General features: G+C 40.7%; 13 protein-coding genes. All 13 read right to left on the reverse strand.

Annotated elements, in window-relative coordinates; genetic code table 11:
• Window positions 1–593 precede the first annotated feature (593 nt).
• The gene (lysS, locus tag N780_RS17515; protein WP_036787144.1) at window positions 594–2078 is read right to left on the reverse strand and encodes a lysine--tRNA ligase; all 1485 of its coding nucleotides are present in this window, start codon (window positions 2076–2078) and stop codon (window positions 594–596) included.
• 236 nt (window positions 2079–2314) lie between these two features.
• Window positions 2315–2521, reverse strand: a complete 207-nt coding sequence (locus tag N780_RS17520) for a helix-turn-helix domain-containing protein (RefSeq protein ID WP_036787146.1) — start codon at window positions 2519–2521, stop codon at window positions 2315–2317.
• On the reverse strand, window positions 2491–3003 hold the full coding sequence (gene folK, locus N780_RS17525) for a 2-amino-4-hydroxy-6-hydroxymethyldihydropteridine diphosphokinase (protein WP_036787147.1): 513 nt from the start codon (window positions 3001–3003) through the stop codon (window positions 2491–2493). Before folK ends, N780_RS17520 begins: the two co-directional genes overlap by 31 nt.
• Window positions 3000–3368 carry a dihydroneopterin aldolase gene (gene folB / locus N780_RS17530; RefSeq protein WP_036787261.1) on the reverse strand — a complete coding sequence of 123 codons (369 nt, stop codon included), beginning with the start codon at window positions 3366–3368 and terminating at the stop codon, window positions 3000–3002. The genes folK and folB overlap by 4 nt, the downstream gene beginning before the upstream one ends.
• The gene (gene folP, locus N780_RS17535) at window positions 3361–4158 is read right to left on the reverse strand and encodes a dihydropteroate synthase (RefSeq protein WP_084599737.1); all 798 of its coding nucleotides are present in this window, start codon (window positions 4156–4158) and stop codon (window positions 3361–3363) included. The genes folB and folP overlap by 8 nt, the downstream gene beginning before the upstream one ends.
• Window positions 4159–4324: 166 nt before the next feature.
• Complete coding sequence (cysK, locus tag N780_RS17540; RefSeq protein WP_036787149.1) at window positions 4325–5257, reverse strand: cysteine synthase A; 933 nt, start codon at window positions 5255–5257, stop codon at window positions 4325–4327.
• 124 nt (window positions 5258–5381) lie between these two features.
• Complete coding sequence (locus N780_RS17545) at window positions 5382–6296, reverse strand: peptidylprolyl isomerase (RefSeq protein WP_036787152.1); 915 nt, start codon at window positions 6294–6296, stop codon at window positions 5382–5384.
• 28 nt (window positions 6297–6324) lie between these two features.
• Window positions 6325–7197, reverse strand: a complete 873-nt coding sequence (hslO, locus tag N780_RS17550) for an Hsp33 family molecular chaperone HslO (protein ID WP_036787155.1) — start codon at window positions 7195–7197, stop codon at window positions 6325–6327.
• Window positions 7198–7466: 269 nt separating this feature from the next.
• Complete coding sequence (gene ftsH / locus N780_RS17555) at window positions 7467–9491, reverse strand: ATP-dependent zinc metalloprotease FtsH (protein ID WP_036787157.1); 2025 nt, start codon at window positions 9489–9491, stop codon at window positions 7467–7469.
• A gap of 166 nt (window positions 9492–9657) precedes the next feature.
• On the reverse strand, window positions 9658–10203 hold the full coding sequence (gene hpt / locus N780_RS17560) for a hypoxanthine phosphoribosyltransferase (protein ID WP_036787165.1): 546 nt from the start codon (window positions 10201–10203) through the stop codon (window positions 9658–9660).
• Between the two features lie 11 nt (window positions 10204–10214).
• Entirely contained in the window at window positions 10215–11606 is a 1392-nt protein-coding gene (gene tilS / locus N780_RS17565; RefSeq protein ID WP_036787168.1) for a tRNA lysidine(34) synthetase TilS, read from the reverse strand.
• Between the two features lie 90 nt (window positions 11607–11696).
• Window positions 11697–12686, reverse strand: a complete 990-nt coding sequence (prkT, locus tag N780_RS17570; protein ID WP_036787171.1) for a serine/threonine protein kinase PrkT — start codon at window positions 12684–12686, stop codon at window positions 11697–11699.
• Entirely contained in the window at window positions 12664–13404 is a 741-nt protein-coding gene (locus N780_RS17575) for a VWA domain-containing protein (RefSeq protein ID WP_036787174.1), read from the reverse strand. Before N780_RS17575 ends, prkT begins: the two co-directional genes overlap by 23 nt.
• Between the last annotated feature and the right edge of the window lie 98 nt (window positions 13405–13502).

Below are 13502 nucleotides of genomic sequence, written 5' to 3' on the forward strand. Positions count from 1 at the left end.
GACGTTACATGTTGTTTCGTTCAGTTTTCAAAGATCAAATGTTTCTTTTTTGTGTTGCCCGCTGTTTTAACAGCGACTTAAACATTATATCATGTGGTTGGTTTTGAGTCAATAACTTTTTTAAGTTTTTTTCTCTTCCCTCAACCCGATCTCTTTCTATTGAATAGGAAGACGTTGTGTTTCGTGAACACTGCCTCAAGATCGTTTTGTTGTTCGTGTCGTTTAACAGCGACTTAAACATCTTATCATGTGGTTGGTTTTGAGTCAATAACTTTTTTAAAGTTATTTTGCTCTCTTTCCTCAACCCGATCTCTTTCTATTAAATAGGAAGGCGTTGTGTTTCGTGAACACTGCCTCAAGATCGTTTTGTTGTTTGCGTTGTTGTTAACGCAACGTTTAATAATGTACCATGGTTCGCTTTATTTATGCAAGACATTTTAATAACTTTTTAGTTGAAAGTTAATTCAAATGAATCTGACATTTGCGTTATAAACTTACATGACGGTGTTTTTGCTACCACCCCGACTAAATATTGCTACCTTTATCCTTAATAAAAATTCCCCACTGCACACGCAGAGGGGAATTTTTAGTTATTAGTCACGGCTTCTCATTTGCGGGAATAGCAGTACATCACGAATAGACGGTGAGTTTGTGAGTAGCATTACAAGGCGATCAATACCAATACCTAAGCCACCTGTTGGGGGTAAACCATACTCAAGTGCTTCTAAGAAGTCCTCATCCATAAGGTGAGCTTCGTCATTACCTTCTTCCCTTTCTTTAACTTGCGCTTCAAAACGTTGACGTTGATCAATAGGATCATTAAGCTCAGAAAATGCGTTAGCATGTTCGCGACCTACTATAAACAGTTCGAAACGATCCGTGAAACGACCGTCATCTTTATTCTTCTTCGCTAAAGGAGAGATTTCCAATGGATGTCCATACACAAACGTTGGTTGGATTAACTTATCTTCCACTCGCTGTTCAAAGAATTCATTCACAATGTGCCCGTAAGTCATGTTATCTTCAATATCAATGCCATTTTCTTTAGCAAGAGCTTTTGCTTCTTCGTCAGACATCTCCTGCCAGAAATCTACACCCGTATAATCTTTAATAGCATCGACCATATGAAGACGAGTCCATCTTGGCTCAAGGTTCACTTCATAATCTCCATATTGTACGGTTGTTGTACCTAAGACATCCTTAGCTATATGAGCAATAACTTCTTCCGTTAGAGCCATTACATCATGGAAGTCAGCATACGCTTCATATAGTTCTAGCATAGTGAACTCAGGATTGTGCCTTGTAGATACACCTTCATTACGGAAAACGCGACCGATCTCATAAACCTTCTCCATGCCACCAACGATTAGACGCTTCAGATGCAATTCAATAGCAATGCGCATATATAACGGCATGTCTAATGCGTTGTGATGTGTAATAAACGGACGAGCAGATGCTCCACCAGGGATAGCATGCATGGTTGGTGTCTCGACTTCCAAGAAACCTAAATCATCGAAGTAACGACGCATAGACTGAATAATTTTACTGCGAGTAACAAATGTATCACGGCTTGTTGGGTTTGTAATCAAATCTAAATAACGCTGACGATAACGTTGTTCTACGTCCTTCAGTCCATGGAATTTCTCAGGTAACGGACGTAGAGACTTGGTCAGCATGTGAAATTCTGTTGCTTTAACAGAAAGTTCACCCACTTTTGTCTTAAACATCTTACCAGTAACCCCTACAATATCTCCCATGTCTGCGGTACCGAAAAGTTCATATGGTTCTTCGCCTACTGTGTCTTTTCGAACATAAATTTGAATCTGTCCTTTCAGATCTTGCAAGTGAGCGAAACCAGCTTTCCCTTTTCCGCGTTTAGTCATAATACGGCCAGCTATGGTTACTTCGATCGCTTTCTCTTCCAGTTCTTCTTTAGAAAACTGATCGTACGATTCTTTTAAGTCTTCTGATGAGTGCGTACGTTCATATTTATCACCGAAAGGATCAATACCTTGTTCAGCATATGACGCTAGTTTCTCGCGGCGTACGCGCATATGGTCATTCAATTCTTCTGTCATGTTTATCACTCCATTTTATAGCTTGTCTAAACAAAAAGTATAAGTATCCATAAGCTTCATATATAGAATAGGGTCATGGATGATATACTTCTTCTTTGTAACATTACGAAACCACCATTCGTGCTTTTTTTAGATCTTCTACATATTTGTTAAGGGTAGCAAAAAGCTGTAACCGGGAAGTAGCTTCATCTATACGTATATGAACCTTCCCTTTCATGTTAGACCTTCACTTCTATTTAATCTCTCGGGGCTAATTCTTGTAATGGTATCCTCAGTTCGATCGAGATTTTGTTAATGACTCTTTCATTTGGTAATCGAGCCCCTCTTTCAATCTCACCTAAAACAGATACCGATATCCCCAATGTCTTAGCAAAGCCAGCTTGAGTATAACCTTTCAGCTTCCTATAGGCTCTTATTCGTTTCCCCCATTTTTCGGCTTCCATTTTGCAATTCCTTCTTTCTCCTCATCTGCTAATGCAGCTAGTAAATCTGAAACAGATTTATGGATGACAGGAACGATTAAGTTTGGATCAAGCTCTGCCAATGGCACGAGTACAAAAGCTCGTTCATGTAATCTAGGATGTGGTATAACTAATTGTTCTGTTTCAATATTTTCTTGATTATATAATAAAATGTCAAGATCGATTGTACGAGGCCCCCATTTAATCGTTCGTTCACGACCAAGTTCCTGTTCAATCTCCTGGCATACTTCCAATAGTTTAAAAGCAGATAATGAAGTTTGAATATGAGCTACCATATTTAGAAAATCACTTTGTTCAGTATAACCCACAGGGACTGTTTCATAAATAGGAGAAGCTTGTAAAACTTCAATATCCTCATGCTCTTGCAATCTGCTCAGGGACTTTTCAAGGTAATCAGCTTTAGGGGAAATATTGGAACCTAGCGCAATATATGCTTCCTTCATCTGGTTGTTCGCTCCCTATAAATTTCAATTGCCACAGATTCGTAGTGACCCGGAATTGGTGGGTCCGGTTTAATTACCGTTACCGTACAAGCTTGAAGCTTATCAAAACGTGAAAGCAATTCTGAAGCAATGGTTTCGGCCACAGTTTCTACTAATTGCTTGGCTTCTCCTTCAACCACATCTTTTGTTACCTCATATATGCGGCCATAATTAATACTCTTTTCCATATTATCCGTTTGACCCGCTTCTTTTAAATCCAACTCCAAAGCAAGATCTACCTTAAAGCGTTGTCCTAACTTATTCTCTTCCGGAAATAAACCGTGGTAGCCATAAAACGCCATCTGCTTCATAAGTATCTTATCCATCATCGCTTCTCCCCTTCTCAAGCATTTTATCCATCATCTTCGTCATTCTAGCAATTGATTTCACATCGTGAACTCTCACAAGTTTAATACCTTGGGTTATACCATAACAAACCGTAGCCCCTGTACCTTCCATGCGTTCCTCAACAGGTAGATCTAGAGCTTGACCAATAAAGGATTTTCTTGAAGTCCCAAGTAGAACAGGGTATCCAAGCGACGTGATTTCTCTTAAGTGGTTCATTACAAATAGGTTTTGATCGGGAGTCTTCGCAAATCCTACACCAGGGTCTAATAGGATGTTTTCTTCCTTCACCCCAGCACCCATAACTAACTCAACGCTTTCTTTCAGATCTGTTTTCATATCTTCTATTAGATTTGTATAGTTTCGATCTTTCCGGTTGTGCATAAGAATAATGGGGGCTTGATATGCTGCGGCAACTTGAGCCATTTGCGGATCCTTCTTAGCCCCCCATACATCATTAATAATAGAAGCTCCTGCTTCTAACGCTTGTCTAGCTACTTCCGCTTTATACGTATCAATCGAAATTGGAATCGTAACTTCTTTCTGTAATGCTTGAATAATGGGAATAACCCTTCTCAGCTCTTCGCTTTCAGTTACTGGCTCATGACCAGGCCTCGTAGATTCACCGCCAATATCTATGATGTGAGCTCCGTCTTCTTGCATTTGTTTGGCCTGCTGCACTGCTGCATCAATTTCATCATACTGCCCGCCATCCGAAAAAGAGTCAGGGGTAGCATTTAAGATTCCCATAACAAGCGTTTCTTTCGTCATATCATATGTCTTCTGTTTAGTGCGAAGAATGGTCACTTTTTCATAGCTCCTTTTAATGCCGTTCTTGATTTCTATTCTATTGTACACAATCTAAGCAAGATAATCACACCGATAAAGTTTACCCATCTAAAAATCCCCCTCCGCATATGGAGGGGGATGAGGAATATTAAGATTGATCATCAAACTGATATAAAGGAGTGGACAAATAGCGTTCTCCGTTACTCGGCACAATAGCGAGCACTTTCTTGCCTTTACCTAACTTTTTAGCTACTTCTTTAGCTGCATAGATGGCTGCTCCGGTGGAAACCCCGCCAAGAACACCTTCTGTTTTAGCTACTTCTCTAGCTGTTTCATAAGCTTGGTCGTTCGTTACTTGAATAATATGATCGTACACCTCTGTATTTAACACCTTAGGGACAAACCCAGCCCCAATTCCTTGTATTTTATGAGGACCCGGAGATCCTCCCGATAGTACAGGGGAGCTATCAGGTTCAACAGCATAGATTTGAATATCTTTATAAGCATCCTTCAGTACCTTTCCTGCTCCGGTGATTGTACCACCTGTTCCAATCCCGGCAATGAAGGCATCTAACTGCTCTCCCATTTGTTCTACAATTTCAGGACCTGTTGTCTTTTCGTGCACTTTAGGATTAGCCTCATTGTTAAACTGCTGAGGCATAAAGTAGCCGTGCTCCTTCTGTAATTCTTCCGCCTTCTGGATTGCACCCTTCATACCATCACTACCTGGTGTCAATACTAATTCTGCGCCATAGGCACGCAAAAGGTTTCTTCGTTCTTCACTCATCGTATCAGGCATCACAAGAATGGATCGATATCCCTTAGCAGCCGCTACCATCGCAAGACCGATACCTGTATTACCGCTAGTGGGCTCAATGATGGTATCACCTTCACTCAAGCCCCCCTCTTGCTCTGCCGCTTCAATCATCGCAAGAGCGATACGGTCTTTTACAGAGCTCCCCGGATTCATGTATTCCAACTTTACATAGATATCCGCACTTTCTTCATCCGAAATACGATTTAACTTTACGATAGGCGTTTTCCCGATAAGGTCGGCTACCGAATTTCCTATTCTCATCATTAACACTCCCAATCCCAAGTAATATTATAGGCTTACCATTAATTTAAAAAGAATTATCTAAAAAGTCAAATAAAAGGAACCTCTATAAAGTATATCAGTCTTCCTAAAAAAAAGAAGCGATTCGTTAATCGCCATATATCCAATCCACTCCAACTTCTTTCCAGAGGGGACGCGCCGATAACGAATCACTCACGTAATCAAGAGCAATTTCTCTTTTTATCTGTTTCTTTATTTCTTTATAGGTGAAAGTAATGGAAGGAAGCGTTCGGTGCATTTGCAACAGAACATAACCCTGGTCGGTACGGAAAGGTTCACTAAAAGATCCAGGGGATAAGCTTTCCGCCTGATCATAATATAAAGAAGGTAGGTACTGGCTCTCATCTGAGAAGTAGCCAAGATACCCTCCTTTACCTTTGGTAAACTTATCTTCGGTATACTCACGGGCTAACATGCTAAATTTCGCCCCACCATCAAGTTCTTTCTTTATTTTCAATGCCGTTTCCTTTGAGGGAACGACGATATGAGAGAACTGATAAGTGGTACGGAATTCATATTGATCCTTATGATCTTCATAGAACGTTTTGATTTCTTTTTCGCTAATCCCAATGTCTTTTGTTAAGAGATCTTCTAAATAATAGCGATAGCGAACATCATCTTCCCACTGTTTTCGCTTTTCTTCTATTTCTTTCTCTTCCATTACAGGAAGCATCGTCTCCATTAGCGCAAGCTCACGTTGGATGAGCTTGCTTGAAACCTCTATCTCATATTCATTGGCTAGATTAAAAACCACTTGTTTGTCGATCATATTCATCAATATGTCTTTGCCATATTTCTCTTGAAGAGTAGCCATCCACTCTCCATGATGAACCTTTTCTTCCCCAACAAGAGCTACCGGTTCTTCTGTTGCCTCTACAACCGGAGTCAGCTTATTCGTGGAGCTTGTTAAACTTTGTTCCTTAGTACTCACCCAAACCAACAGTGATGTTAAATTTGTGATAAATAGAACTACAATAATTCCCCACAAAAGCTTTCTCGTCATCCCAACCACCTTTCCCTAGTTGTCTACCTTATTCAGTTATAAGTTCGCGGAGTTGATCCTCTGTGAAATGATAAGCTTCATTACAGAAATGACAATGCGCTTCGGCTCCATGATCTTCTTCAATCATAGCTTGAAGTTCATCATTACCTAGTCCTTGAAGAGCCTGCTCTAAGCGTTCGCGTGAACATTGACATTTAAATTGAACTGGCGTTTTACTTAATACCTTCATTTCGCCACCATCTAGAAGTTTTTCTAGCATCTCTTCAGGTGTATGGCCTTCATCGATTAAGCGAGAAACCTGAGGAAGTTCATTAATCTGTTGCTCAATCTTTGAAATGGTTTCATCATCAGCACCTGGCATGATCTGAATAATGAAACCGCCAGAAGCTTTGATGGTTTGATCCGGGTTTACTAACACACCAGCACCTACTGCTGATGGAATCTGTTCAGAATTAGCGAAGTAATAGGTAAAGTCTTCCCCAATCTCCCCAGATACAATCGGTACTTCCCCTGTAAAGTTATTTTTTAGACCTAAATCTTTTACAACACTTAGTGTTCCTGTTGTACCTACCGCACTCCGAACATCTAGCTTTCCGTTAGTATTTAAATCAAAATCTACGTGAGGGTTGGATACATACCCGCGTACATCACCATGAGCTGTAGCATCTGCAATGATTGCGCCGATCGGCCCTCCACCTTCTATTTTAATCGTAAGCTTATCGTCACCTTTCATCATAGAACCCATCATCGCTGAGATGGTTAAGGTGCGTCCAAGTGCAGCTGAAGCTGTTGCATACGTATCTTGACGACGTACCGCTTCCCCTACTGTTTCCGTTGATTGTATTCCATATGCACGAACCATACCATTATAGGCGGTTGCTCGAATTAAATAATCGCTCATATTATTTCATTCTCCTTTTCATTTTCGTTATCCTGCTTAATGCAGTAAATCCACATACCCTAAACAGATATGTACGAGTTAATCTATAAATGGTTTATCATTATTTATTTAAAATAAACGATATTGATCATTCATTTCAACAAACGTACTCACTACTATTGTAAACGAAGGGAAAGAACTTAGTCACTTATAGTGATTCTGCCACTCCATTACTTCACCACACACAAAAGCTGCTTCAGCCATGGTAGGCTGAAGCAGCTTATGAGTGATTAGTCGTTTTTCTTATCGTTTTCTTCCTCATCCGTTTCAGATGGTTCAGATTTACTTAAGTCAGTTGGTTGTTTCTTATTAAGATCCGCTTTAGGCTCTTCCTCTTCTTTAGACTGAATGTTGACTTTTACGTCTTCTCCAGACTCCGATTTAGAAGAATAAGTTGGATCATCATAACCTTCTGGTAAAACGCCTTTATCAAATAGAGAACGAATTTGTGCTGCATCTAACGTTTCAACCTCAAGAAGCGTCTTAGCAATTACATCAAGCTGCTCCTTGTGTTCTGTCAGGATGCCTTTAGCACGGTCATACTGTTCTTTAATAATACGTTGAACTTCTTGATCAATTTCATACGCAATCTTGTCACTGTAATTCTGCTCATTCTGGATGTCACGGCCTAAGAACACTTGTCCTCCGCCGCCTCCTCCGAATTGAAGCGGTCCAAGCTTAGAGCTCATACCGTATTCAGTAACCATTTTGCGCGCAATACTTGTCGCACGTTGGAAGTCGTTTGAGGCACCAGTACTTACTTCGCCAAACATGATTTCCTCTGCGACACGTCCACCAAGTAGACCTGCGATCTTATCTAGAAGCTCAGGTTGAGTCATCATGAAGCGATCTTCCTTAGGAAGCATAACTGCATAACCACCAGCTTGACCACGAGGCACGATCGTTACTTTGTGTACCATATCGGCCTCATCTAACACCATACCAATAATGGTGTGTCCACTCTCGTGGTGAGCAACAATATTACGTTCTTTTTGAGAGACCACACGGCTCTTCTTAGCAGGACCCGCAATGACACGATCAATTGCTTCGTCTACTGATACCATATCGATCTTTTCTTTGTCGGCACGAGCAGCTACTAATGCAGCTTCGTTTAACAAGTTCTCAAGATCCGCCCCAGAAAATCCTGGAGTACGCATGGCGATTGTATGAAGATCAATTGATTCCTCATCAAGCGGCTTATTACGAGCATGTACTTGTAGCACTTCTTCGCGTCCTTTTAAGTCCGGACGGTTTACGGTAATTTGACGGTCGAAACGTCCTGGACGGAGTAAGGCTGGGTCAAGAATATCAGGTCGGTTGGTCGCAGATATGATAATGATTCCTTCATTTGCGCCGAAACCATCCATTTCAACGAGTAATTGGTTAAGCGTTTGTTCACGTTCATCGTGACCTCCGCCTAAGCCTGCTCCACGTTGACGACCCACAGCATCAATTTCATCGATAAAGATAATACATGGTGCGTTCTTCTTCGCGTTTTCGAAAAGATCACGTACACGAGAAGCACCAACACCAACGAACATTTCTACGAAGTCTGAACCACTGATTGAGAAGAACGGTACGCCCGCTTCTCCGGCTACAGCGCGTGCTAGTAACGTTTTACCTGTTCCTGGTGGTCCTACTAGTAGAACACCTTTTGGAATACGTGCACCAATGGAGGCAAATTTACGAGGGTCTTTTAGGAAATCAACAACTTCAACAAGTTCTTGTTTCTCCTCATCTGCTCCGGCTACATCTTTAAAACGTACTTTCTTCTTCTCTTCATTAAATAATTTAGCCTTACTTTTACCAAAGTTCATTACTTTGCTTCCGCCACCTTGAGCTTGGTTCAGTAAGAAGAAGAATAAAATGAAGATAATTACAAACGGAATAATGGAAGTGAAGAATGTCACCCATCCACTAGGCTCTTCCGCTTTCTCAAAATCAACTGTTTCAATTCCTTGTTGCTGTGCAGCATCTGTAACTCGGTTAACGATTTGTTCGTTATCCGGGATTGTAGCTGTATAGCTTTGCTTTTCCTCTTCGCCAGACGAAACCAAGTCACCAGTTACCTTGTAAGCATGGTTCGTATATTGAATGTTCATGGTCTCTATTTGACCATCGTTAAGCTGCTGAACAAATTGACTGTATTTTAATTGTTCATCTTGAGAAGTATCTCCTTTGAATAGACCAACAACTCCTATTACCACTAAAAAGATTAGCGCATAGAAGATGGTATTACGAAATATTCGGTTCATTGCCTACCTCCTCCCAGGCGAGAAAACTATAGTAAATAGTACCATATGTGAAAGAACTTACACAACTAATTACCCTTACAGAGTAAACGTTGTCAACAGATTGTCATCCTTTACTAAAGGAACAACCCAGTTTGGTGCATTATATGAATAAAACAAGGGTTTATTCTTACTGATCCCCACCGTAAACGGCTGGTTTTAAGACACCAATGTATGGCAGGTTACGATACCTCTCTTGGTAGTCTAACCCATAACCTACTACAAATTCATCAGGTACCTCAAATCCTGCAAGATCCGCTTTAACATCACCTTTACGCCCTGATGGTTTATCAAGAAGGGTCACAATCTTGATGGACTTAGCTTTACGGTATTTAAACAAATCAACAAGGTAGCTTAAAGTCAAGCCACTATCGATAATATCTTCGATAATGAGAAGGTCCCTTCCTTCTACCTGTGTGTCTAAATCTTTAACAATTTTCACTTCACCTGATGACTGCATTGTACCGTTATAACTAGATACATCCATAAAGTCCATTTCCAAGTATGTGTCCATACGCTTTAATAGGTCAGACATAAATGGCATGGCACCTTTTAGAACACCAATTGCTAGAGGGAACTTGCCTTCATAATCTTCAGACAGTTGTGCTGCGAGTTCTTTAACTTTTGATTGTAGTTCCTCCTCGGAAATTAAGACTTTTTCGATATCATTATGCATTTTCCATCCTCCTAGAAGTTCTTGTGATTCTCATAAGTAAGATGTAACCAGATCGGGTGTTGTTGATTAACTGGAATGTTTGCTTCTTTTAATGAAACGACCCACAGAATTTGACCATTCGCATCTGTAACAATTGGCCAATTGCTGCGTTGTTCATGAGGGATCTTTTCATCAATAAATAAGTCTTTCACCTTTTTACGCCCTTTCATTCCTTTAGGAATAAATTTATCGCCCGGCTTTCTCGTCCGAACGATGAGAGGTAAGGTTACGTTACTTATATCACAAGCAAAATGATGGCTTTCTTGACCCCTATTATAGTCGTCATAATCGGCATAAATATAAGCTCCATCAGGCAAAACCAATTCCCCTGGCACGTTTAGCAAATAATGAAAAGGGACCGCTTCCTGCTTCTTAAATGTAAAAGCGATATTCTCATAAGAACGAACAACAGACAGACCTCTCGGCAAATGCATCATTGCTTGCGGGGTCTCATCTTTCACTATTCGTATGTATTGCTCCCAATGATGATAAGTTACATCAAAAGAGGGTTCTTGATACAGATAGTTTAATATTAAGTGAAAGGTCCTCCTTTGTAAAGGTGAAGGAACGTTTAAAAAATCACTTCGATTAAACCTGATCTCCTGATTTTTTTTATGAAGAAGAGATGAGTCAAAAATCTTTTTAGCTTCCTGCATCAAATACGCCTCATCATCACTCTGATATTCTTGAAAATATTGCATATGTTCATGAACCTTGGGGTTGTGAGACTTTAATACAGGCAATACATGTGCACGGAACGAGTTCCTTGTATAAGCAGTTGTTTGATTCGACTCATCTATACGAGGCCTAATTTCGTTTTTCTCACAGTAAGATTCAATTTCCTGTTTCGTCACACACAAGAGTGGGCGAACAATACGACCTTCGCTAAACGATCGATAAACGGGAATTCCGCTTATGCTGCTTGGCTCTGCTCCCCTGGTCATCTCCATCAGAAGTGTCTCTACTTGATCGTCCCCATGGTGGCCCATTGCAAGATAATCAGCGTTGTGCTTTTCCATCTGACCCTCAAAGTACTGATATCTAAGCTTTCTTGCAGCTTCCTGTGTTCCAACCCCGTATTTCTCCTTATAAGCCGGCACATCTAACGTTACTGCCTCACATTCAATATCCCACTTCTTACAGATTGAAGTTACATAATGAACATCCTCCTTCGAGTCTACCCCTCTCAAAGAATGATCAATCGTTAAAACAACAATATGAAACCCAAAGCGATCCATTCTGCTTTTTAAATAATGCAGAAGAGCCATGGAATCAGGCCCTCCAGATACAGCTACTAATACGGTAGAATTCAATGAAAAAAGCTGATGCCTTTGGACAAATTGATCGACCTTCTGGCTAAACAACTTCCCCAACTCCGTTCTATTTATTCTTTATATGCCATTTCTATCCTACCATTTATAATTCAAAGACTGCAAAACGTAAGATTTATTCTATTAAATCCACTGCATTACTACATACATCATATAAAATAAACAAACCGTCATGACGATTCCAACTATTTCCCACCTTTGCGCTGATTTAGAAGAGCTAGAGGATGGGACGGTTGCAGGTGGTTTCTTCCGAGACGGTTGAACAGAAGGTTTTTGTTTTCGAGCTGCTCTTGTATTTCGTGTACGTTGAGTAGGGGAGGCTAATAACATAGATGTTACCTCATCTTTCATTTCTGCAGCAGAGTTGTACTCCGAACGTAACGCTTTCCTAAGGATATCCTGATATGGGGCTAGATTATTCGCCTGCTTTACTTTCATAAATAAGGTTCTCTCAGGATGGGACCCTCTTTCAAAACGAGAAGGATACTCGATTTGTAGAATAACCATGGCAAATGCGAATAGATCGTATTGAGGATCAGCTTTCCTGGATCCCATTCCCCAATAACCTCGATCATAAAATTCGGTGTACTCTTTAATGGCTCTTCCTACTTGAGTTGTGCCGCCAACATCTAGCCAGCGCAACCGTGCAGGTGGGAACGTAACAAGAAGATTATCAGTTTTAAGATCCCCGAACACCCATCCAAATTGATGGAGGTGCTCTAAATCTTCTAATAGTTGAATCGCAAGAATACCTACCCACTCAAATCCGTGTTCCTGAACAAAACGATTTAGTTCTTTACCTTTAAGATATTCCATGACATAAAAGGATACCTGAGACCCATCTTTTAAAACCCAGTCATCTACATCTAACAAAGAAGGTCCAAGTTTATGGTCCTGGACCTTCTGTAATGTCCGTAACACATTGACCTCAGTCGTAATAGAAGAACTATTGTGCCCGAATTTTATGGCTACCGATTGCCCATGATCAGTAGCTAAATAAACAGTACCCATAGCCCCGGAACCTAACTTCTTTACAATGGTATACGAGCGGTAATGCCATTTTCCTTTAATGACAGTTCCAGGGGATAGATTAATACCCTGACTCTTCCACATCGGTGTCTTCACGACCTATAAGGTTACGTAGGCTTCGCTTCTTGGTGAATTGTTGCATTGCTTCTCTTAAGGCCGGACCGGTTGGTGTAATCCCCCCGCTCGTCAGTTTTGGAAAGACAGAGGATATAGAGTCAAGCTTAGGCGTCCAATCCATAATCTTATCCATCTCTTTACGTTTGCCAGGGAATGTATAGATTGAGAAACGATTCTTCCCCATCCGAGCGTTTAGGCTAAGCGATAAATCAAACAATGAATCTTGAACCGTCGGCAGTTTATTATGCATACTCGCACTTGTATCAACCAATACCAACACTTCTAAATCACATGTTTCACCTAAATCCTCGACAACTTCCATGATTTCTCCGCGCTTTTCAGGAGGGAGATCTTCCATCTCTTGTTTGGCCCCAAGGATTTGTTGCAATTCTTGATTCACAACCCCTTGAAGAGTCTGGGTCATAGCTTGTTTGGTTACCATTTGGACGGTCTGAGACAAAGATTTAGCATATACAATTTGGCTTACGCCTCCTCCGCTCATGGCTATTTCCTCGACCTCTTCTAACCCTTCAGGTTGCTCAGACTGCTGATCCTCTAGAATTCCTATTACATTTACTGTCACCCCTTGCTGATAAGCCAAAGTTGCTACAGCAGCAGGATCTTCGCCTTGATTTGAACACCCATCAGTTATCAAAAGAATTTGCTTCAATGTTCCTTTATTCATGAGATATCTCCTCCTCCATAAATTACTACCATCTTCGACTAGATTCATTGCTTTTATACTAGTAAGTTACAAAAGCGAAATCGCCACGATAGCCCCTA

Source organism: Pontibacillus chungwhensis BH030062 (assembly GCF_000770675.1).
Taxonomy (GTDB): domain Bacteria; phylum Bacillota; class Bacilli; order Bacillales; family BH030062; genus Pontibacillus; species Pontibacillus chungwhensis.

Coding starts and splice junctions, on each gene's coding strand:
- lysS (WP_036787144.1), bottom strand. CDS start 2,078: ATGACAGAAGAATTGAATGACCATATGCGCGTACGCCGCGAGAAACTA.
- hpt (WP_036787165.1), bottom strand. CDS start 10,203: ATGCATAATGATATCGAAAAAGTCTTAATTTCCGAGGAGGAACTACAA.
- prkT (WP_036787171.1), bottom strand. CDS start 12,686: ATGTGGAAGAGTCAGGGTATTAATCTATCCCCTGGAACTGTCATTAAA.
- hslO (WP_036787155.1), bottom strand. CDS start 7,197: ATGAGCGATTATTTAATTCGAGCAACCGCCTATAATGGTATGGTTCGT.
- N780_RS17520 (WP_036787146.1), bottom strand. CDS start 2,521: ATGGAAGCCGAAAAATGGGGGAAACGAATAAGAGCCTATAGGAAGCTG.
- folK (WP_036787147.1), bottom strand. CDS start 3,003: ATGAAGGAAGCATATATTGCGCTAGGTTCCAATATTTCCCCTAAAGCT.
- N780_RS17545 (WP_036787152.1), bottom strand. CDS start 6,296: ATGACGAGAAAGCTTTTGTGGGGAATTATTGTAGTTCTATTTATCACA.
- N780_RS17575 (WP_036787174.1), bottom strand. CDS start 13,404: ATGAATAAAGGAACATTGAAGCAAATTCTTTTGATAACTGATGGGTGT.
- folP (WP_084599737.1), bottom strand. CDS start 4,158: ATGACGAAAGAAACGCTTGTTATGGGAATCTTAAATGCTACCCCTGAC.
- folB (WP_036787261.1), bottom strand. CDS start 3,368: ATGGATAAGATACTTATGAAGCAGATGGCGTTTTATGGCTACCACGGT.
- ftsH (WP_036787157.1), bottom strand. CDS start 9,491: ATGAACCGAATATTTCGTAATACCATCTTCTATGCGCTAATCTTTTTA.
- cysK (WP_036787149.1), bottom strand. CDS start 5,257: ATGATGAGAATAGGAAATTCGGTAGCCGACCTTATCGGGAAAACGCCT.